This window comes from Streptomyces sp. NPDC058637, from assembly GCF_042717325.1.
Classification (GTDB): domain Bacteria; phylum Actinomycetota; class Actinomycetes; order Streptomycetales; family Streptomycetaceae; genus Streptomyces.
The window spans coordinates 135198-154873 of the sequence record NZ_JBHXRD010000019.1; the positions used below are offsets into that span (position 1 = coordinate 135198).

General features: G+C 72.2%; 17 protein-coding genes. 12 read left to right on the forward strand and 5 right to left on the reverse strand.

Annotated elements, in window-relative coordinates:
* Positions 1-143: 143 nt before the first annotated feature.
* A complete protein-coding gene (locus tag ACFWVP_RS20800; RefSeq protein ID WP_384498616.1) occupies positions 144-959 on the forward strand; it encodes a hypothetical protein in 816 nt (271 codons plus the stop codon).
* A gap of 301 nt (positions 960-1260) precedes the next feature.
* Here the strand turns inward: ACFWVP_RS20800 and disA are convergent, their stop codons facing one another.
* Complete coding sequence (disA, locus tag ACFWVP_RS20805) at positions 1261-2385, reverse strand: DNA integrity scanning diadenylate cyclase DisA (RefSeq protein WP_384498580.1); 1125 nt, start codon at positions 2383-2385, stop codon at positions 1261-1263.
* A 79-nt stretch (positions 2386-2464) separates the two neighbouring features.
* Positions 2465-3877, reverse strand: coding sequence for a DNA repair protein RadA (gene radA, locus ACFWVP_RS20810; protein ID WP_384498581.1), 1413 nt, complete (start codon positions 3875-3877; stop codon positions 2465-2467).
* A gap of 135 nt (positions 3878-4012) precedes the next feature.
* On the opposite strand from radA, the gene ACFWVP_RS20815 reads away from it, so the two are divergent.
* Entirely contained in the window at positions 4013-5809 is a 1797-nt protein-coding gene (locus tag ACFWVP_RS20815) for a hypothetical protein (protein WP_384498583.1), read from the forward strand.
* A 198-nt stretch (positions 5810-6007) separates the two neighbouring features.
* On the opposite strand, the gene ACFWVP_RS20820 is transcribed toward ACFWVP_RS20815, so the two are convergent.
* On the reverse strand, positions 6008-6850 hold the full coding sequence (locus tag ACFWVP_RS20820) for a hypothetical protein (protein ID WP_384498584.1): 843 nt from the start codon (positions 6848-6850) through the stop codon (positions 6008-6010).
* A gap of 40 nt (positions 6851-6890) precedes the next feature.
* On the opposite strand from ACFWVP_RS20820, the gene ACFWVP_RS20825 reads away from it, so the two are divergent.
* The 4 genes from ACFWVP_RS20825 (at position 6891) to ilvD (ending at position 11557) form a co-directional block, all read left to right on the forward strand.
* Complete coding sequence (locus ACFWVP_RS20825) at positions 6891-7838, forward strand: Ppx/GppA family phosphatase (protein WP_384498585.1); 948 nt, start codon at positions 6891-6893, stop codon at positions 7836-7838.
* A gap of 214 nt (positions 7839-8052) precedes the next feature.
* The gene (locus ACFWVP_RS20830; RefSeq protein ID WP_384498586.1) at positions 8053-8877 is read left to right on the forward strand and encodes a sugar phosphate isomerase/epimerase family protein; all 825 of its coding nucleotides are present in this window, start codon (positions 8053-8055) and stop codon (positions 8875-8877) included.
* Complete coding sequence (locus ACFWVP_RS20835; RefSeq protein WP_384498587.1) at positions 8874-9524, forward strand: TetR family transcriptional regulator; 651 nt, start codon at positions 8874-8876, stop codon at positions 9522-9524. Before ACFWVP_RS20830 ends, ACFWVP_RS20835 begins: the two co-directional genes overlap by 4 nt.
* Positions 9525-9706: 182 nt before the next feature.
* Positions 9707-11557, forward strand: a complete 1851-nt coding sequence (gene ilvD / locus ACFWVP_RS20840) for a dihydroxy-acid dehydratase (RefSeq protein ID WP_384498588.1) — start codon at positions 9707-9709, stop codon at positions 11555-11557.
* 37 nt (positions 11558-11594) lie between these two features.
* Here the strand turns inward: ilvD and ACFWVP_RS20845 are convergent, their stop codons facing one another.
* Positions 11595-13748 (reverse strand): PQQ-binding-like beta-propeller repeat protein, encoded by a 2154-nt coding sequence (locus ACFWVP_RS20845; protein ID WP_384498590.1) that lies wholly within the window; start codon positions 13746-13748, stop codon positions 11595-11597.
* A 123-nt stretch (positions 13749-13871) separates the two neighbouring features.
* On the opposite strand from ACFWVP_RS20845, the gene ACFWVP_RS20850 reads away from it, so the two are divergent.
* The 5 genes from ACFWVP_RS20850 to proC all read left to right on the forward strand — a co-directional run bounded on the left by ACFWVP_RS20850 (position 13872) and on the right by proC (position 17593).
* Positions 13872-14198 carry an SH3 domain-containing protein gene (locus tag ACFWVP_RS20850; RefSeq protein WP_384498592.1) on the forward strand — a complete coding sequence of 109 codons (327 nt, stop codon included), beginning with the start codon at positions 13872-13874 and terminating at the stop codon, positions 14196-14198.
* Between the two features lie 34 nt (positions 14199-14232).
* A complete protein-coding gene (locus ACFWVP_RS20855; protein WP_384498594.1) occupies positions 14233-14781 on the forward strand; it encodes a hypothetical protein in 549 nt (182 codons plus the stop codon).
* Between the two features lie 377 nt (positions 14782-15158).
* Complete coding sequence (locus ACFWVP_RS20860; protein WP_384498595.1) at positions 15159-15944, forward strand: ABC transporter ATP-binding protein; 786 nt, start codon at positions 15159-15161, stop codon at positions 15942-15944.
* Positions 15941-16726 (forward strand): ABC transporter permease, encoded by a 786-nt coding sequence (locus tag ACFWVP_RS20865; protein ID WP_384498596.1) that lies wholly within the window; start codon positions 15941-15943, stop codon positions 16724-16726. The genes ACFWVP_RS20860 and ACFWVP_RS20865 overlap by 4 nt, the downstream gene beginning before the upstream one ends.
* 57 nt (positions 16727-16783) lie before the next feature.
* Complete coding sequence (proC, locus tag ACFWVP_RS20870) at positions 16784-17593, forward strand: pyrroline-5-carboxylate reductase (protein ID WP_384498598.1); 810 nt, start codon at positions 16784-16786, stop codon at positions 17591-17593.
* A gap of 13 nt (positions 17594-17606) precedes the next feature.
* Here proC and ACFWVP_RS20875 read toward each other — a convergent pair whose 3' ends face one another.
* A complete protein-coding gene (locus tag ACFWVP_RS20875) occupies positions 17607-18197 on the reverse strand; it encodes a cysteine hydrolase family protein (protein ID WP_384498599.1) in 591 nt (196 codons plus the stop codon).
* A gap of 74 nt (positions 18198-18271) precedes the next feature.
* On the opposite strand from ACFWVP_RS20875, the gene ACFWVP_RS20880 reads away from it, so the two are divergent.
* Complete coding sequence (locus tag ACFWVP_RS20880) at positions 18272-19267, forward strand: GlxA family transcriptional regulator (RefSeq protein ID WP_384498601.1); 996 nt, start codon at positions 18272-18274, stop codon at positions 19265-19267.
* Positions 19268-19676: the final 409 nt, after the last annotated feature.

Here is a 19676-nt window from a genome sequence, read left to right on the forward strand (position 1 = left end):
GTGAGGGCCGGGTGGCACAAAGTGGCCGGAAGTGGCTGGGAAGGGCCGCTCCGTGATGATGATCCGGAAAACTTGTCGATCAGAGCGGCGGGTGGGGGCCGGAGTTGGTCCGGAACTCTCGTAGAGTTCGGGACGTGGGTTCTATGCGCAATCCGGTCGGGCCGCTTCCCTCCAGCATCTACTGGCGGCGGAGGGCCGTAGCGGCGATGGTGATCGCGCTGCTCGCGGCGCTGATCGCGTGGGCCGTCACCTCGGGCGGCGGGGAGAAGAAGGACGACGGGAAGCCCGGCGACGCCGCTCCCGCCCCCTCCATCACGCCAGGACCCACCAGCTCCGGCCCGGACCTCGGCCAACCGCCGGGCGGGCGCGACGAGTCGGGGGAGACCGGAAGCGGTGACGAGGCCTCGGGCGGAGGCGCCGGGGGCGCGGGAACGGGCGGCGGCACCGGATCGGGCGGCTCGGGATCAAGCGGCTCGGCGTCCTCCGGCACCGGATCCGCGGGGTCGGGCACGAGCGGCGGCGGAACGGCGGGCGAACAGGTGCCCGCAGGCTCCCCGCTCCCCAACTGCACACCTGCGAACCTGCAGTTGAGCCTGAAGACTGAGAACAGCTACGGCCCCGACGACAAGCCGGTGTTCCGGCTGGTCGCCAGGAACACCGCGGCCACCGACTGCAAGGCCGATCTCGGCCCGAAGAGCGCGGTGCTCACGATCACCGAGGCCGGCGATGACGACGAACAGCTGTGGTCGTCCAAGGACTGCCCGAAGGCCGGCGCCTTCTTCCTGAAGGTCCCGGCGGGCGCGACGGTCGTCCACACCGTGAAGTGGGACCGCAAGCAGAGCGCGCCCGGGTGCGCGACACCCCCCGCGGGCGCGGCGGCCCCCGGCACGTACCTGCTGGAGGCGAAGGCCCCGGGCGAGCCCGTCCAGCGGACCTCGTTCGTCCTCGCCAAGGACTGACCCCGGCGCTCCGGGCCGCTCCGGTAACGGTCGGAAGGGGCGGGCCGGGTTCCGGGACAGGCGGGTGCGGTCGGAAGAGGCGGACAGGGGCGCCCGCCCCTACCGGTCCCGGCCAAGGGCTGTCCCGTAACGACCGGCGGGCGCACGACGACAGCTACGGCACCTCGCCGCGTTGTCGGAACGCCCGAAATGCACCCGGTACGCGCGGACGTCCCTCCGCCTTGCTGCGGTACACCGCATCCGACGCCGCGCGCTGGTCCGCCAGGGACGCGCTGGTCCGCCAGGGGTGCCGGGACAGCTCTCAGACGTACCGTTCGAGGATCGAGGACTCGGCCAGGCGCGAGAGGCCCTCGCGCACGCTCCGCGCACGCGCCTCGCCGACCCCGTCCACCGTCTGCAGGTCGTCCACGCTGGCGGCGAGCAGCTTCTGCAGACCACCGAAGTGCTCCACCAGCCGCTCGATGATCGCCCCCGGCAGCCTCGGCACCTTCGCCAGCAGCCGGAAGCCACGGGGGGACACCGCCGAGTCCAGCGTCTCCGGCGAGCCGCTGTAGCCCAGCGCCCGTGCCACCACCGGAAGTTCGAGCAGCTCGGTGTGGGTGAGCGCGTCCAGTTCGGTGAGAGCCTCCGCGACCGTCCGGGACCGCTTCGCGGTCGGCTCCGGCACGTAGTCGCGCACGACCAGCTCCCGCTCCGGCTCCACGCCCGCGATCAACTCGTCGAGCTGCAGCGACAGGAGCCGGCCGTCGGTGCCCAGCTCCACCACGTACTCGGCGATCTCGGTCGCGATCCTGCGCACCATCTCCAGCCGCTGCGCGACCGCCGTGACGTCGCGGACGGTCACCAGGTCCTCGATCTCCAGCGCGGAGAGCGTCCCGGCGACCTCGTCCAGCCGGAGCTTGTACCGCTCCAGCGTGGCGAGCGCCTGATTGGCGCGGGACAGGATGGCGGAGGATTCCTCCAGGACCCGCCGTTCCCCGTCCACGTACAGCGCGATCAGACGCATCGACTGGGAGACGGAGACGACCGGGAAGCCGCACGCCTTGGAGACCCGGTCCGCCGTGCGGTGCCGGGTGCCCGTCTCCTCGGTGGGGATCGAGGCGTCCGGGACCAGCTGCACACCGGCCCGCAGGATCTTGGTCATGTCCTTGTCGAGGATCAGTGCGCCGTCCAGCTTGCACAGCTCGCGCAGCCGCGTCGCGGTGAATTCCACGTCCAGCACGAAGCCACCGGTACACATGGATTCGACGGTTTTGTCCATGCCGAGAACGATCAGGCCGCCGGTGTTGCCGCGCAGGATGCGCTCCAGGCCGTCACGGAGGGCCATTCCGGGCGCGACCGCGCTCAACGAGGCGCGCATCAGCCACTCGTTACCCGTGCCTTGGCCGGACTTTCCGGGCGATGCTGCCCGGTCGTTGGCTGCCACTGCACTCCTCCGGTCACAGGTTTGCGGTGCCCTGAGTCCCTCATACCGTTCGTACGGGCGGGCGAGACCAGGGCAAAGTCTACCGGCGTGCGCCGTCCTCCTGTGGTCCGTCCGGGCGAGACCGGCGGGGGAGGACTCTCAGAGCATCGCCCATGTCGGCGACTTCTGTGACCTTCATACCGGCGGGGACCTGCCCCGGGTCCCTCGGGACCAGGGCGTGCTTGAACCCGAGACGGTACGCCTCCGCCAGCCTGCGCTGAACCCCGGTGACCCTTCGGACCTCGCCGGCGAGGCCCACCTCGCCGATCGCGACCAGGTTCTTCGGGAGCGGTGTGTCGCTGGCGGCGCTGGCCAGGGCCAGGGCGATCGCGAGGTCCGCGGCGGGTTCGGTGAGCTTCACGCCGCCCACCGTCGCGCTGTAGATGTCCCGCTTGCCGAGCGCGCTGATCCGGCCCCGCTGCTCCAGGACGGCCAGCATCATCGAGACCCGGGAGGTCTCCAGCCCCGAGGTGGTGCGCCGGGGCGACGGGATCTGTGAATCGACCGTCAGCGCCTGCACCTCGGCGACCAGGGGGCGCTTGCCCTCCAGGGTGACCGTCAGGCAGGTGCCGGGGACCGGCTCGTCACGTCGGGTGAGGAAGAGGCCGGAGGGGTCGGCGAGACCCGTGATGCCCTCGTCGTGCAGCTCGAAGCAGCCGACCTCGTCCGTGGCGCCGTACCTGTTCTTCACACCCCGTACGAGACGGAGGCGCGCGTGCCGGTCGCCCTCGAAGGACAGCACCACGTCGACCAGGTGTTCCAGGAGCCGGGGCCCCGCGATCGCGCCGTCCTTGGTGACATGGCCGACCAGGAGCGTCGACATGCCGCGCTCCTTCGAGGCCCGGATGAGGGCGCCCGCGACCTCGCGGACCTGCGCCATGCCCCCGGGCGCGCCCTCGATCTCAGGCGACGCGACGGTCTGTACGGAGTCGAGGACCAGCAGGGACGGCTTGACCGCGTCCAGGTGGCCGAGGACCGCGGACAGGTCGGTCTCCGCGGCCAGATACAGGTGGTCGTTGATCGCGTTGATCCGGTCGGCCCGCATCCGCACCTGGCTGGCGGACTCCTCGGCCGTGACGTAGAGCGTGCGGTGGTCGTCGCTCGCCGCCTTGGCGGCCACGTCCAGCAGGAGCGTCGACTTGCCGACACCCGGCTCGCCCGCGAGCAGCACGACGGCGCCGGGCACGAGCCCTCCGCCGAGCACGCGGTCCAGCTCGCCGACCCCGGTCGAGCGCGCCGTGGCCTGCCGGCTGTCGACCTGGCCGATCGGCACGGCGGCCGTGGAGACGCGGCCGGCCGCGGTGGTGCGGATCGCGGGTGCGCCGCCGAACTCCTCGACCGTCCCCCAGGCCTGGCACTCCGGGCAGCGGCCGAGCCACTTGGCGGTCGTCCAGCCGCATTCGGTGCAGCGGTAGGACGGCCGGTCCTTCGCGGATTTAGTACGGGCAGCCATGGCGTCACCGTATAGGTGCGGTCCGACAACGCCGACCACGGGCGCGGAAGGCGAACAGGTGCCCGATGCGCGAGGGCGAGGGAATTGCGGGATCTCTGTCCTCTTTCGGGGGATATCTTCACCCGTAAGGATTAAATGTGGGAAAGGGTCACCAGAGGTGTGTGCTCGTCTGCCTACGGTCGCCTCGTGACGAGCAGCAGGCTGGAGACCCCCCTACACACCACCGGCGCACACCGGGCGCACCGCCGAGCGCCCCGTCCGTCGTCGCAGCGGCCGGCGGCACGTTACGAGCCGTACCTCGACGGCCTGTTCACCTACTGCCTCTCCGTCCTGTGCGACCACGAGGCGGCCACCGAGGCGCTCGGCTCGGCCCTCGCGCTCGCGGAACGGCAGGACGGCCGGTGCCCCACGTCCGAGGAGGAACGTAGATCCTGGCTGTACGCCCTGGCCAGGTGGACCTGTCTGCGCGCGCTCACGGAACAGCGGCGGGGCCGCCAGGCCCACCGTCGGACGGCCGCCCCGCGACTCCCCTCCGCCCCGGCTCCCTTCTCCGGTTCCCGCTCCACCCCGGAGGAGGCACTCGCCCCGGATCCCGCCGAGTCCCCGGCGGCCGAGGCGCGCCGACGCGAACTCGCGCAACTGGCCTGGCCGGAGGCCGCGGGCACCACCCCCGAGCAGCGGGAGGCGCTGGAGCTCTCCGTACGCCACCGGCTCACCCCGCGCGCCGTGGCCGCCGTCCTCGGCCTCGAACCGGGCAGCGCCCGGGAGCTCCTGGCCGCGGCGGCCTGCGAGGTGGAGCGCACCCGCGCCGCCCTCGCCGTCGTCGAGTCGGGTGACTGCCCCACCGTCGCCCGCCTCACCGGCACCCACCAGGTGCTGATCTCCGCGGCCCTGCGCCGGGAGCTCGTGCGGCACGTCGACGACTGTCCCCGCTGCCGCCGTGCCGCGGAGCGGGCCGGCGCCACCGGACCGTGGCCCGGCGCGGGCGTCACCCCGGTCGCCGTACTGCCGGTGGTCGAGGCGCCGCGCCCCTCGGTGCACGTCGCCCTGGCCCACGCCGGACGGTCCCGGGCGGGCGCCCCGCGCTTCGGCCGGACCGGCTTCCCGCTGGACCCGAAGGACCACGCCGCGCGCCGGGACCGGCTGCGCGCACGGGTGGTGACGACGGCGGTCGTGGCCACCGTCGTCGCCGCCCCCGTGATCGCCCTGTGGGCGGCCTACCGGGGCGCGCCGCTGACCGGTGAGGGCCGAGACGGCTCCTCCGTCATGGCGACGGAGGTGGAGGAGGGGTCCGGGCTCGCCGGAGACCCGAACGGCCCCTACGAGAACACGGGCAACGCCCGCCCCGACCGGGACGGCCGCTTCACGGACGCCGCGCGGCGTCCGGACGTCTCGGCCGAGGTCGTCAGTGTCGGGGCCGGTCCGCACGCCTCCGACGCGATCCGGATCGTGGTTCGCTCGTCCGGCGGCCGTACGACGATCACGCTGACGGCGCGTGGCGAAGCCGTCGCCTGGTCGGCCCGGGTGAACGCGCCGTGGCTGCATCTCAGCCGCTCGTCCGGCACGCTCGCCGCCGGGCGGAGCGTCACCGTCCAGGTGCTCGTGAACGAGGCGGCCGAACCGGACGGTCCCTGGAGCGCGCGGGTCCTGTTCGCCCCGTCGGGCTCGGCGGTCGCGATCACCGGGAACGGCACCGTGGCCCCGCCGTCCGCAGGCCCGTACCCCGTGCCGGAGCCGTCGTCGGGCTCCCCCGGCCCGTCGCCGTCCTCCCCGCCCCCGTCGCCCGACCCGACCCCGGACCCGACGCCCTCTCCGACGGACCCGCCGGGCTCGCCCGATCCCACGCCGTCCCCGACCGAGGGGTCCCCGACGCCCGCACCGTCCGATCCGGCGGAGGGGCCGGGCGAACCCTCGCCGGAGTCCTCCGGCTGACGGGCGTCGCAGCGGCGAGACGGCGGCGGCGAGACGGCGGCCCGGCGGAATGTTTGCCCCCCCCACGCGCCGGGCCGCCGTCACAGGGGCCGCGCTCCGCAGTCACACCGGCCGCCTTCGCCGCAGGCAACCGCCACTCCCGGCCGCTGTCACTCCACGCGCGCCGTCATTCCACGCCGCTGTCGCGACCGGCCGGGATCAGGACGTCGGATCGGCCGGGTGCGGTGCCATCGGCAGCAGAGACGCCAGCCGCTGCTCGCACAGCTCGACCAGCCGGTCGTACGCCTCCTCGCCCATCAGCTCGGTGAGCTCGGGGCGGTAGGACACGTAGACCGGGTCCCCGGCCCCGTGCGCGGATGTCGCCGAGGTGCACCACCAGTGCAGGTCGTGCCCGCCAGGGCCCCAGCCCCGGCGGTCGTACTCCCCGATCGAGATCTGGAGCACACGCGTGTCGTCGGGGCGGTCGATCCAGTCGTACGTACGCCGGACCGGCAGCTGCCAGCACACGTCGGGCTTCGTCTCCAGCGGCTCCTTGCCCTCCCGCAGGGCCAGGATGTGCAGCGAGCAGCCGGCGCCGCCCTCGAAGCCGGGCCGGTTCTGGAAGATGCAGGAGCCCTCCCAGCGCCGCGTCTGGCGTTCGCCGTCCTCGTCGACTCCGACCCAGCCGGTCTTCGTGCCGACGTCGTGGAACTGCCACAGGTCCGGGGTGAGCCGTGCGACGTGCCCCGCCACCCGCTTCTCGTCGTCCTCGTCGGAGAAGTGCGCGCCCAGGGTGCAGCATCCGTCGTCCGCACGGCCCGCCTGGATGCCCTGGCAGCCGCTGCCGAAGATGCAGCTCCACCTGGACGTGAGCCACGTCAGATCGCAGCGGAAGACCTGCTCGTCGTTGGCGGGGTCGGGGAATTCGACCCAGGCCCGCGCGAAGTCGAGCCCCTTCTCGTCGGGCCGCTCAGGCCCCTTTGCTTCCGGCTGCTGCATCTCCTGCTTCGTTTTCTGCTTCTTCGTGACTTTGTCCGGCTTCGCCTTTTTCGTCTTTGGCACGCGCCCAGAGTAAGTCCGCAGCGGCAGTAGCGTTCCGGGTATGAGACTCGGAGTCCTCGACGTGGGGTCGAACACGGTTCATCTGCTGGCGGTCGACGCGCACCCCGGCGCCCGCCCGCTGCCCGCGCACTCGCACAAGGCGGAACTCCGGCTGGCCGAGCTCCTCGACCCGGAAGGGGCGATCGGCCCGGCGGGGGTCGATCGCCTCGTGTCGACGATCACCGACGCGCTCCGGGCCGCCGAGGACAAGGGCTGCGAGGACGTACTGGCCTTCGCCACCTCCGCCGTGCGCGAGGCGACCAACGCGGACGAGGTGCTGTCCCGCGTACGGGAGGAGACGGGCGTCGCCCTGGCCGTCCTCAGCGGCGAGGAGGAGGCCCGGCTGACCTTCCTGGCCGCCCGCCGCTGGTTCGGCTGGTCGGCGGGGAAGCTGCTGGTCCTGGACATCGGCGGCGGGTCGCTGGAGGTCGGCTACGGGCTGGACGAGGAACCGGACGCCGCCGTGTCGCTGCCCCTCGGCGCCGGCCGCCTCACCGCGAGCTGGCTGCCCGGTGACACGGCGGACCCCACGGCCGTACGGGCGCTGCGCCGCCACGTCCGCGCCTGCATAGCCCGGACCGTCGGCGACTTCACCCGGCTCGGGCCGCCCGACCACGTCGTCGGGACCTCCAAGACCTTCAAGCAGCTGGCCAGGATCGCGGGCGCCCCCCGCTCCGCCGAAGGCCTGTACGTGCAGCGCGTCCTCACCCGTAAGGCCCTGGAGGAGTGGGTGCCGAAGCTGTCGGTGATGACCGTCGGGCAGCGGGGAGACCTGCCCGGGGTCACCGAGGGGCGCGCCGCGCAGCTCCTCGCGGGGGCGCTGGTCGCCGAGGCGGCGATGGACCTGTTCGGGGTCGAGGAGCTGGAGATCTGCCCCTGGGCCCTGCGCGAGGGAGTCATCCTGCGCCGCCTGGACCACCTCCCGGCGGAACAGGCCGCCCTCACCTGACCGCTTCCGGCGGGACGGCCGGGCTCCCATCCGGCCGCTTCCGGCGGGACGGCGGGCTCCCGGAGACCGTTTCCGGCGCAACGGCGGTGCTCCCCCTGACCGCTTCCGGCGGGACGGCCGGCCGTCACCTGACCGCCGCGCCGTCCGCCATGGCCCTCCTCACTTTCAGCCGGGGTCCCTCGGCGACGCGTACCACTGCCCGTACCCTGTCCACGTGGCAGATCCAGTGGTGCGCGTCCCGGATGCGAAGGTCGCCCTGTCGACGGCCTCCGTCTATCCGGAGTCGACGGCGACGGCCTTCGAGATCGCCGCACGCCTGGGTTACGACGGCGTCGAGGTCATGGTCTGGACCGACCCCGTCAGTCAGGACATCGAGGCGCTGAAGCGGCTCTCCGACTATCACGGGGTGCCGATCCTCGCCGTGCACGCACCGTGTCTGCTGATCACGCAGCGGGTCTGGTCCACCGACCCGTGGGTGAAGCTCCAGCGCGCCAGGGCGGCGGCGGAGAGGCTCGGCGCGTCGACCGTGGTCGTCCACCCGCCGTTCCGTTGGCAGCGCAACTACGCGCGTGACTTCGTCACCGGAATCTGGCGCATGGCGGACGAGACCGATGTGCGCTTCGCCGTCGAGAACATGTACCCCTGGCGCTACCGGGACCGCGAGATGCTCGCGTACGCCCCCGACTGGGACGTCACCCGGCACGACTACCGGCACTTCACCGTGGACCTCTCGCACACCGCGACCGCGCGCACCGACAGCATGGCGATGGTGGACCGGATGGGCGACCGGCTCGCCCACGTCCACCTCGCCGACGGCAAGGGCTCCAACAAGGACGAGCACCTGGTGCCGGGCCGGGGCGACCAGCCCTGCGCGGAGCTGCTGGAGCGGCTGGCCCGTACGGCGTTCGACGGCCATGTGGTCATCGAGGTCAACACGCGCCGCGCCATGTCATCGGCCGAACGCGAGGCCGACCTCGCGGAGGCCCTCGCCTTCACCCGCCTCCACCTGGCGTCCTCGGCACAGGCCCCCCGCTCATGACGTCCGGCGGCCCGGAGGGCCGGGCCCCGCGGCGCCGGGGGCGCCCGTCCCGCGCGGAGAAGAGCACCGGCCCCGACGCCAGGACCCGGATCCTCGCGGCGGCCCGTGCGGAATTCGCCGGGCGCGGCTACGACAGGACGTCGATCCGCGGCATCGCCAAGGAGGCCGGAGTCGACGCGGCCCTGGTCCATCACTACTTCGGTACGAAGGACGAGATGTTCGCGGCGGCCGTCGAGGTCTCCTTCGAGCCCGCGCTCGTCATCCCGGAGATCCTCGGCGGTCCGGCCGGGAGCATGGGGGAGCGGCTGGCCCGCTACTTCATCGGCGTGTGGGAGAACCCGGCCACCCGGGCGCCCCTGGTCGCGATACTGCGCTCCGCGCTCACCCACGAGGCGGCGGCGAAGGTGCTGCGCGGGTTCGTGCTGCGGCGTCTGCTGGAGCGGATCGCGGCGGACCTGGACGTGCCCGACCCGACGTTCCGCGCCGAGCTGGCTGCCTCGCACATGATCGGGATCGCGATCCTCCGGTACGTGATCCAGGCGGAACCCCTGGCGTCGGCGGACCCGGAGAAGATCATCGCCATGGTGGCCCCGACGCTCCAGCGGTACCTCACGGAGCAGGACGCTCCGGAGACCCGGCCCCTCTGAGTGCCGAGCACACCGCGAACCCGGCCCCTCTGAGTGCCGAGCCCTCCGCGACCCCGGTCCCGCTGAGGCCGGAGCCTGCCCGGACACTGGGCACCGTGTCCCGGAATCCGGACACATTGTCCAGATCCTGGAGCGAGGCGTACGCTCGGAGACAGTCTTTTCTGTCGAAGGAGCGAGCGACGATGCCCCAGCTGAGGTCCCGCACTGTCACCCACGGCCGCAACATGGCGGGCGCCCGCGCCCTTATGCGCGCGTCCGGCGTAGCCAGTGAGGACATCGGTAAGCCGATCATCGCGGTGGCCAACTCCTTCACCGAGTTCGTCCCGGGCCACACCCACCTCGCCCCGGTCGGCCGGATCGTCTCCGAGGCGATCAAGGCGGCGGGCGCGGTGCCCCGCGAGTTCAACACGATCGCGGTGGACGACGGCATCGCGATGGGCCACGGCGGCATGCTCTACAGCCTGCCCTCCCGTGACCTCATCGCGGACAGCGTCGAGTACATGGTCGAGGCCCACTGTGCCGACGCCCTGATCTGCATCTCCAACTGCGACAAGATCACCCCCGGCATGCTGATGGCGGCCCTCCGCCTCAACATCCCCACGATCTTCGTCTCCGGCGGTCCGATGGAGGCCGGCAAGGCCACCCTCGTCGACGGCACGGTCCGCAGTCTCGACCTGGTCGACGCGATCTCCGACGCGGTGAACGACAAGATCTCGGACGAGGACATCCTCCGCATCGAGGAGAACGCCTGTCCGACCTGTGGCAGTTGCTCCGGAATGTTCACCGCCAACTCGATGAACTGCCTCGCCGAGGCGATCGGCCTCGCGCTGCCCGGCAACGGCTCGGTCCTCGCCACGCACACCGCCCGCAAGGCGCTGTACGAGGACGCAGGCCGCACGATCGTCGAGATCACCGAGCGCTACTACGAGCAGGACGACGAGACGGTCCTCCCCCGGAACATCGCCTCGCGGGCCGCCTTCGAGAACGCCATGGCCCTGGACATCGCCATGGGCGGCTCCACCAACACGATCCTGCACCTGCTGGCCGCAGCCCAGGAGGCCGAGCTCGACTTCGGCCTCCCGGAGATGGACGCGATCTCGCGCCGCGTCCCCTGCCTCGCTAAGGTCGCGCCGAACGTCGCGCCCGGCGGCACGTACTACATGGAGGACATCCACCGGGCCGGCGGCATCCCCGCCATCCTCGGTGAGCTCTACCGCGGCGGCCTCCTCAACGAGGACGTCCACTCCGTCCACTCCGACTCCCTCGCCGACTGGCTGAAGTCCTGGGACGTGCGGGGCGGCTCCCCGTCCCCCGACGCGATCGAGCTGTGGCACGCGGCCCCCGGCTGCGTCCGCTCCGCGACCGCCTTCTCGCAGTCCGAGCGCTGGGACACGCTCGACCTCGACGCCGAGGGCGGCTGCATCCGCTCCATGGAACACGCGTACTCGAAGGACGGCGGCCTCGCGGTCCTCAAGGGCAACCTCGCCGTCGACGGCTGCGTCGTCAAGACGGCCGGTGTGGACGAATCGATCTGGACCTTCGAGGGTCCGGCCGTGGTCTGCGAGTCGCAGGACGAGGCCGTCGACAAGATCCTCCGCAAGGAGATCACGCACGGCGACGTCGTCGTCATCCGCTACGAGGGCCCGCGCGGCGGCCCCGGCATGCAGGAGATGCTCTACCCGACGTCGTTCCTGAAGGGCCGCGGCCTCGGCAAGAGCTGCGCCCTCGTCACCGACGGCCGCTTCTCCGGTGGTACGTCGGGCCTGTCGATCGGCCACGCGTCGCCGGAAGCGGCGTCCGGCGGCACGATCGCGCTGGTCGAGGACGGCGACCGGATCCGGATCGACATCCCGAACCGTTCGATCGAGCTCCTCGTCCCCGACGCCGAGCTCGCCGCCCGCCGCGAGGCACTGAACGGCGTGTACGCGCCGAAGAACCGCGACCGCAAGGTCTCGGCGGCCCTGCGCGCCTACGCCGCCATGGCGACGAGCGCGGACCGCGGCGCGGTCCGCGACGTCTCCAGGCTCGGCTGACACCCCGACGGTCCCGTCCGGCCCCGCCCCCGGTCACTCACCAGCGGGCGGGGTCGTCCGCGTCCACGGCGAAGACGGACCCGTCCGGGGCCGTTCCGACGACGGTCCGGCCGAGGACCACGGGAGCGGGCAGGGTGGAGGCGTGGCTGAGCTTCCCCGCCTTCAGCCGCGGACGCGTCTGGCCGAGCAGTGTCCCGTTCTCCGTGTCGACGGCGAGCAGCCGCCCGTCGGCCGCCGAGAAGTACAGGCGGTTCCCCGCTCCGAGGACCGGCGCGGAGGTCAGGCCCACGGCCGTCTCCAGCCGCCAGCGTTCGGTCTCCGCGGCGCCCGGACGGACATCGACGGCCAGCAGCCCACCACCGCGTTCCAGCAGGTAGGCGGTTCCTGAGGCCACCACGACCTCCGGCCCGTTCATCCGGAAGGGCAGCGGTACGGGCGTCGCGCTCCGCAGCACCGGGTCGTAGCGGACCAGCCCGGTGGTCTGGGCGTTCGCGTCCATGGAGGTCAGCAGGAGTGCCCCGTCGGCGGTTCCGGCCGGGGTGAGTATCCCGTCCAGCCGTCGCTGCCAGGCCGTGCCGCCGGTCCGGGCCCCGACCGCCGTGACGAGGGTGGTGGTCCCGGTGGCGGAGTGCTCGAAGGCGTACGCGAGCCCCGTCCCGCCGTCGTACAGCGCGTAGCCGGGCTGTGAGTGGCCGGGTACGGCGTGCCGCCAGCGCGACGCGCCGGTCTCCGCGTCGAGCCCCCGCGCGGTGCCGTCCCGCCCGACCATCAGCAGCGTGTCACCCGCGGGGAAGGGGACGTCCAGATACTGGGAGAGGCTCTTCTTCCACAGCGGTGCGGCCCGGCCGGGAGCGTACGCCCGGAGTGTGCCGCCCGGCTCGGCGGTGTACGCCGTACCGTCGGGCGTCGCCGTCAGCTCGGGGGCCTCCGGCGAGGTGTCCCGGTGCGACCAGACCACCCGGCCGTCCGACGGATCCAGTCGCGCCGTGCCGAAACCGGCCGCCACGCAGTACAGCGCCGTACCTCCCGGGGCGCACGACGGAGTCGAACCACTCGGTGACCGCAGTGCCGTCCGCCAGGGGACGAAGGCCGCCCGCGGTTCCTTCTTCCCGGCGGAGCCCGCCGGCTCCGGTGCCCCGGAGCCGGCGAAGGCCCCGGCAGCCCACACGCATCCGGCGACCAGCGCGAGGACCGCCGCGCCGACCGTGAGCCGGCGCGCCGTGAGCCGCCGTCCGCCCCCGGACGGCAGCCCGTCCGCCGCCCGCACGTGCGTCGTCCCGTCCGCCGCGTCGCCGGCCACCGAGGGCTCGACGACGGCCGAGGCGACCGGCCGCCGCTGCGCAGGGATGAACGCGGTCGCCTCGTACGACGGGGGGTGCAGCGCCGCCATGATCTCGTCCGGGGTGGGCCGTGCCGCCGGGTCCTTCGCCAGGCAGCGCGCGACCAGCGGCGCGAGCCCCTCGGGCACTCCGGTCAGATCGGCCTCGTCGTGCACCACCTGGTAGGCCACGAGGTACGGGCTGTCCGAATCGAAGGGCCCCCGGCCGGTCGCAGCGTGGACCAGCACCGCGCCCAGCGCGAAGACGTCCGCGGCGGGCCCGACCTCCCGGGGCCGCTGGAACTGCTCCGGCGCCATGTAGGGCGGCGAGCCGATCAGCTTGCCCGTCTCGGTGCGCAGATCGCTGTCGTACGGCCGGGATATCCCGAAGTCGATGACCTTGGGTCCGGAGTCGGGGAGCAGCACGTTGCTCGGCTTGAGATCCCGGTGGATGACACCGGCCCGGTGGATGTCGCGCAGTGCCTCGGCGAGGCCGGCCGTCAGCCGGCGCAGCTCGGCGGGGCTCATCGGCCCGTTCCGCTTCACCTGCGCGGACAGCGTCGGACCGGGCACGTACAGGGTGGCCATCCAGGGCAGCGCGGCGGTCGGATCGGCGTCCACGACCGGTGCGGTGAACGCGCCGCTGACCCGCCGGGCAGCCGCCACCTCCTGCCGGAAACGGGCCCTGAACTCTGGGTCCGCCGCATGCTGACGGTGCACCACCTTGACGGCGAGCTGGAGTCCCGAGGGCGACCGGGCCAGGTGCACCACACCCATGCCGCCCGCTCCGAGACATGCCTCCAGCCGGTACTGCCCTGCGTACTCAGGATGCTCCGCTTCCGGATGTGATCCGGTCCCTCGCAGCGGCGGCATCGCCCACCCCCGTGTGTTCGTGCGCAAGCGCGACGCACGGAGCCTAGTCGATGGTGCGGGCGCGGAGCGTGGGGCTTGTTAGCCTGCGCGTCGTACGCATCGTTTTCAACGGGGGAGGCCCTCATGGGCGTTGGAGAGAACACCGCCACGACGGACGGCACGGCGGCGGAGGACCAGGGGGTGACGACGCTCGCGGTGGACGTCGCCCGGTATCCGATCGCTCCCGGATACCGCGTCAACGTCCGCAAGGGACCGGGCACGAAGTACGGGATCGTCCGGACGCTGCCGTACGGGATGAGCGTCCCGGTCTACTGCCAGAAGCCGGGGGAGTGGATCGCCGGTCCGTACGGCACGTCGAACCTCTGGGACAACATCGCCAGCGGTGAGTTCGTGTCGGACGCCTACGTCCACACCGGCAGTGACGGGTACATCGCTCCGCGCTGCGACTGACCCGTACGGTGCCCGTCCGGGGATAATCGATTCCGTGAGCGAGAACAGCGAAGCATCCGGTACGTCCTTCGGCAGCACACCGCCCGGCGGCACCGCGCCGGGGCCGCAGCCCGAACCCCTCCGTTTCTTCGGTACGACCTGGGTCGACCACGACGGGGGCTACGGGCTGCGGCGCGCCGGGGTCAGCGTCGGCTCGCTCGCGGCGGCCGTGGCCGCCTGCCTGGTGCTCCGCTTCGCGTACCAGGGCCTGGAGATCGCCGAGGTCGGCAGCCTCGTCGGCATGCTCGTCGTGCTTATGTTCGCGATCTGCAGCGCCATCGCGTTCCGCAGGACATGGGAGGGTTTCGGCCGCCGGCCCGCGGATCCGTCCCGCGAGGACAGCCTGCGGGGCCTGAAGTCGATCGGCTTCATCGGCTCGCTCCTCGCCTACTTCTTCCGCTCGCTGATCGAGGCGCCGGGCGAGAAGCTGCGCCGCACGGAATACGAGGCGGCCCTCGCGCGGTACGTGAAGCGCCGCTCGACCCGCACCGGCAACCCGGCTGCCCGCAAGGGCGGCAAGGGGAAGCGCCCCGGGCGCGGGTAGCACCGCCGCACGGCGGCGCGGTACCGGCTCCCTGAGCCTGCCGCGCCGCCCGTGCCTCGGCCCGGCCGCCCGGCGCGGCGGCGTACGCGCGTCCGGTGTGCCGCGACGCGGTCAGCTCCAGGCCCGCCCCCCGGTCGTACGGCAGGACGCCCAGGACGCCCAGCGGCTCCGGCATGCGCAGGACCGCGGCGTCACCCGCCACGCGTAGCCGCAGTGTTCCGTCGGCACGCTTCGCGATCTCCACGTGCACCCGGCTGATGTCCCGGGCAGCCCTGGCGACGGCCGGAACCGGTCCCACCCCACCAGCACCCCCCAGCCCGGGGGACACCTTCACCGATCCCTTGACGAGGACCCCCGGCAGGATCAATATTCATCATATGATGAATTCGCGAGGTGCTCCACCGGCAGGGGCCGTCGAGGCCCGCGCCCTCACCGTCGTACGCGGCGACCGCACCGTCCTGCACGGCCTCGACCTCACCGTCGGGACGGGCAGGATCACCGGCCTGCTCGGCCCCTCCGGCTGCGGCAAGTCCACGCTCATGCGCGCCGTCGTCGGCACCCAGGCCAAGGTCGGCGGAACCCTCGACGTCCTCGGCCTCCCCGCGGGCCACCCGGCCCTGCGCCCCCGGGTCGGCTACGTCACCCAGGCCCCGTCGGTCTACTCCGACCTCACCGTCCGCCAGAACCTGGACTACTTCGCGGCCGTGCTCCGGCCCGGCCGCGCCCACCGCGAGGAGCGCGGGGCCACCGTCACCCGCGCCATCCAGGACGTCGACCTCACCGGCCGCGCGAACGCCCTCGCCGGAAACCTCTCCGGCGGCCAGCTGAGCCGCGTCTCGCTCGCCGTCGCCCTGCTCGGCACACCCGAACTCCTCGTACTCGACGAGCCGACCGTCGGCCTCGACCCCGTCCTGCGCCGCGACCTGTGGAACCTCTTCCACACCCTCGCCGCCGAGCGAGGCACCACGATCCTCGTCTCCTCCCACGTCATGGACGAGGCCGAGCGCTGCCACCGGCTGCTGCTCATGCGCGAAGGAGCCGTCCTCGCGGCCGACACCCCCGAAGCCCTGCGCACCCGCACCGGCTCGGCCACCGTCGAGGAGGCCTTCCTCCACCTCGTCGACGAGGCAGCCGCCACCAGTCCCCAGGAGGCGACCCGATGAGCACCACGGCACCCACAGCCACCACCCCGCCGGCATCACGGCCACTGAGCCCCGCCCGCACCCTGGGCACCGCCGCCCGTGTCCTGCGCCAGCTCCGCCACGACCCCCGCACCATCGCGCTGCTGCTGGTCGTCCCGGTCCTGATGATCACGCTGCTGCGCTACGTGTTCGACGCCGACCCACGGACCTTCGACGCCATCGGCGCCTCACTGCTCGGCATCTTCCCGCTGATCACGATGTTCCTGGTGACCTCGATCGCCACCCTCCGCGAACGCACCTCGGGCACCCTCGAACGCCTGCTCGCCATGCCCCTCGGCAAGGGCGACCTGATCGCCGGGTACGCGCTCGCCTTCGGCACCGTCGCGGTCGCCCAGTCCGTCCTGGCCACCGCGCTCTCCGTATGGGTGCTCGGCCTGGACGTCGTCGGGTCACCCTGGCTGCTGCTCCTGGTCGCCCTGCTCGACGCCCTGCTCGGCACGGCTCTCGGCCTGTTCGTCTCGGCCTTCGCCGCCTCCGAATTCCAGGCGGTGCAGTTCATGCCGGCCGTGATCTTCCCGCAGCTGCTGCTGTGCGGACTGTTCACCCCGCGCGACCAGATGCACCCCGTCCTCGAAGCCGTCTCCGACGTCATGCCGATGTCGTACGCCGTCGACGGGATGGACCAGGTCCTCACGCACACGGACATCACCGCCGACTTCTACCGCGACATCCTGGTCGTCGCGGGCTGCGCCCTGCTCGTCCTCTGCCTGGGCGCCGCCACCCTCCGCCGCCGCACCACCTGACGACGCGGTGCGAGGATGGCGCCAACGACGCGTACCGCCACCCGGAGGGTGAACCGCATGACCCAGACAGTCGCAGTCCTCGGTACAGGAAAGATCGGCGAGGCCTTGCTCAGCGGCATGATCAGGGCCGGCTGGCGCGCCCGGGACCTGCTGGTGACAACCCGCCGCTCCGAACGCGCCGAGGAGCTCCGCACCCGCTACGGCGTCGAGTCCGTCACCAACGCCGAGGCGGCCAAGGGCGCGGACATCCTCATCCTCGCGGTCAAGCCCCAGGACATGGGCAAGCTCCTCGACGAACTCGCCCCGCACGTCACCGCCGACCGGCTCGTCATCAGCGCCGCCGCAGGCATCCCGACCGCGTTCATCGAGGAGCGCCTCGCCGAGGGCACCCCCGTCGTCCGCGTCATGCCGAACACCCCCGTCGTCGTGGACGAGGGAATGTCCGTCATCTCCGCGGGCAGCCACGCCACCCCCGAACACCTCGGTCACGCCGAGACGATCTTCGGCGGCGTCGGCAAGACCCTCCGCGTCCCCGAGTCCCAGCAGGACGCGGCCACCGCGCTCTCCGGCTCCGGGCCCGCCTACTTCTACTTCCTCGTCGAGGCCATGACGGACGCGGGCATCCTGCTCGGCCTGCCCCGCGCCCAGGCCCACGACCTGATCGTGCAGGCCGCCATCGGTGCGGCGATCATGCTCCGGGACAGCGGCGAACACCCGGTCAAGCTCCGCGAGGCCGTCACCAGCCCGGCCGGGACCACCATCAGCGCCATCCGCGAGCTGGAGAACCACGGCGTACGGGCCGCGCTCATCGCCGCCCTCGAAGCGGCCCGCGACCGCAGCCGCGAGCTGGCCTCCGGCAACGGCTGACCGTCCCGCCGCCTCACCGCCGCCCCACCGCGGCGACCAGCTCCGCACTGCGCACCACACTCGCGAACCCACCGCCGTGCAGCGTCACGGCGGTGGCCCGCGCCAGCTCGTCCGCGCTCAGCCGCCAGCCCCACGGACCCACCTGGTCGAAGGTGTACGTCGCGTCGAACGCGAAGAACACCTCGTACCCGAGATTCCCACCCATGCGCGCCGTCGTCTCCGCGCACATATTGGTCTGGATCCCGGCCACCACGATCTGCCGTACACCGGCCTCCTTGAGCCAGGCGTCAAGATCGGGCGTTCCGTAGAAGGCGGAATTCACCGACTTCGTCAGGAACAGCTCCGGACCGGGGCCCTTTCCGCGCCGCTCCTCGACGTACTCCTTGAAGCCGTTCCCCGAATACCCCGCGCGCAGGGGTGAATCCGGCTTGGGCGAGTCGTGCCGGACGAATACGAGTGGTCGGCCGCTCGCCTGCCAGGCGTCGATGAGCCCGGCGATGTTCCGATCGGCGTCCGGGTTGTTCCGCTGCCCCCAGTAGGCGTCCTCCTCGAATCCCCGCTGTACGTCCACGACGACCAGTGCTGCGTTCTCCGCGATCTCCATGTCCCTCAGCCTCCCCCCGGGGACGGCTGTCGCCCAGAGGCCTGAAAGTCATCGACCGATGCTTTACTGCCACCATGACCGCGTCGCCGCCCAGTCGCCCGTCCCGCATCGCCCTGGTCGCGTTCCCCGGGGTACGCGCGTTCGACGTCTCGGTCATCACGGAGGTCTGGGGGGTGGATCGCACCGACCGGGGCGTCCCTGCCTTCGACCTTCGGCGCACAGCCGCCGATCCCGCACCCATTCAGCTTCGCGGCGGTCTGGCACTCACCCCGGACCGCACACTCGCCTGGCTGTCCCGAGCCGACCTGATCGTGGTCCCGGGCCTCGACGACCATCTGACGCCCGCCCCGGAACCGGTACTCGAAGCCCTCCGCCGCGCCCACAGCCGCGGTACTCCGCTCGCCGCGCTCTGCGGGGGCGCCTTCACCCTCGCCCAGGCGGGACTCCTGGACGGCCGCCGCGCCGTCACGCACTGGAATCTCACCGAGCTCCTTCGCACCCACCATCCCCGGGTGACCGTGGTGCCCGACGCCCTCTTCCTCCAGGACGGCAACATCTGGACCTCGGCGGGTACGGCGGCCGGCATCGATCTCTGCCTCCACCTCGTGCGTACGGCGCACGGGGCGGAAACGGCGGCGACGATCGCCCGCTCGATGGTGACGGCGCCGTTCCGTACCGGGACCCAGGCCCAGTTCATCGAGCACCCCACCCCGCAGTCCGACCGGGACGCGGACACCCTCGCGGGTGTACGCGCCCACGCGCTGGCCCATCTGGCGAAACCGCACACGGTGGCGGGCCTCGCCGCCCGCGCGGGTATGTCGGCGCGGACCTTCGCCCGCCATTTCCAGGCCACCACGGGGACGACGCCACTGCGCTGGCTGATCGCCCGGCGCGTCGCCGCAGCCCAGAAGCTCCTGGAGCGGACCGACCTGCCCCTCCCGGAGGTGGCCAGGCGCACGGGCTTCGGCAGCGAGATCACGATGCGCCAGCACTTCGCCGCGCACCTCGCCACCAGCCCACGCGACTATCGGCTGGCGTTCCACGACGCAGGCGGGCAGACCGGAGGTTGACAGCGCCCGTACGCGTCCGTAGTGTGCTCCGAGTTGTCCGACGTGAGTGCCGATCTCGGTCGGTCCCCGGGCAGCCATTCCGCGGTAACCACTCGAAACGCGCGACATCTGTCGCATGTTTTTCTGTGCGTATGTGCGAAATGAGGAATCAGCGTTCGAAGGACCCCGATTAGCGTCGGGGCCGGGGATTCCGCTAAAGTCTCACTCGTCGGAACGGCCCAACGGCCGGGAAGACAAACTCCCGCTGACTGGGAATCAGGCCCGAAAGGATCTGATAGAGTCGGACTCGCCGGAAAGGGAAACGCGAAAGCGAAGAACTGGAAGGCGGCCCCGCTTCGACCGGGAATCGGACACGAAAGAGTCTGATAGAGTCGGAAACGCAAGAACGAAGGGAAGCGCCCGGAGGGCC

Coding starts and splice junctions, on each gene's coding strand:
- ACFWVP_RS20800 (WP_384498616.1), top strand. CDS start 144: ATGCGCAATCCGGTCGGGCCGCTTCCCTCCAGCATCTACTGGCGGCGG.
- radA (WP_384498581.1), bottom strand. CDS start 3,877: ATGGCTGCCCGTACTAAATCCGCGAAGGACCGGCCGTCCTACCGCTGC.
- ACFWVP_RS20815 (WP_384498583.1), top strand. CDS start 4,013: ATGTGGGAAAGGGTCACCAGAGGTGTGTGCTCGTCTGCCTACGGTCGC.
- ACFWVP_RS20825 (WP_384498585.1), top strand. CDS start 6,891: ATGAGACTCGGAGTCCTCGACGTGGGGTCGAACACGGTTCATCTGCTG.
- ACFWVP_RS20835 (WP_384498587.1), top strand. CDS start 8,874: ATGACGTCCGGCGGCCCGGAGGGCCGGGCCCCGCGGCGCCGGGGGCGC.
- ilvD (WP_384498588.1), top strand. CDS start 9,707: ATGCCCCAGCTGAGGTCCCGCACTGTCACCCACGGCCGCAACATGGCG.
- ACFWVP_RS20845 (WP_384498590.1), bottom strand. CDS start 13,748: ATGCCGCCGCTGCGAGGGACCGGATCACATCCGGAAGCGGAGCATCCT.
- ACFWVP_RS20850 (WP_384498592.1), top strand. CDS start 13,872: ATGGGCGTTGGAGAGAACACCGCCACGACGGACGGCACGGCGGCGGAG.
- ACFWVP_RS20860 (WP_384498595.1), top strand. CDS start 15,159: ATGATGAATTCGCGAGGTGCTCCACCGGCAGGGGCCGTCGAGGCCCGC.
- ACFWVP_RS20865 (WP_384498596.1), top strand. CDS start 15,941: ATGAGCACCACGGCACCCACAGCCACCACCCCGCCGGCATCACGGCCA.
- proC (WP_384498598.1), top strand. CDS start 16,784: ATGACCCAGACAGTCGCAGTCCTCGGTACAGGAAAGATCGGCGAGGCC.
- ACFWVP_RS20875 (WP_384498599.1), bottom strand. CDS start 18,197: ATGGAGATCGCGGAGAACGCAGCACTGGTCGTCGTGGACGTACAGCGG.
- ACFWVP_RS20880 (WP_384498601.1), top strand. CDS start 18,272: ATGACCGCGTCGCCGCCCAGTCGCCCGTCCCGCATCGCCCTGGTCGCG.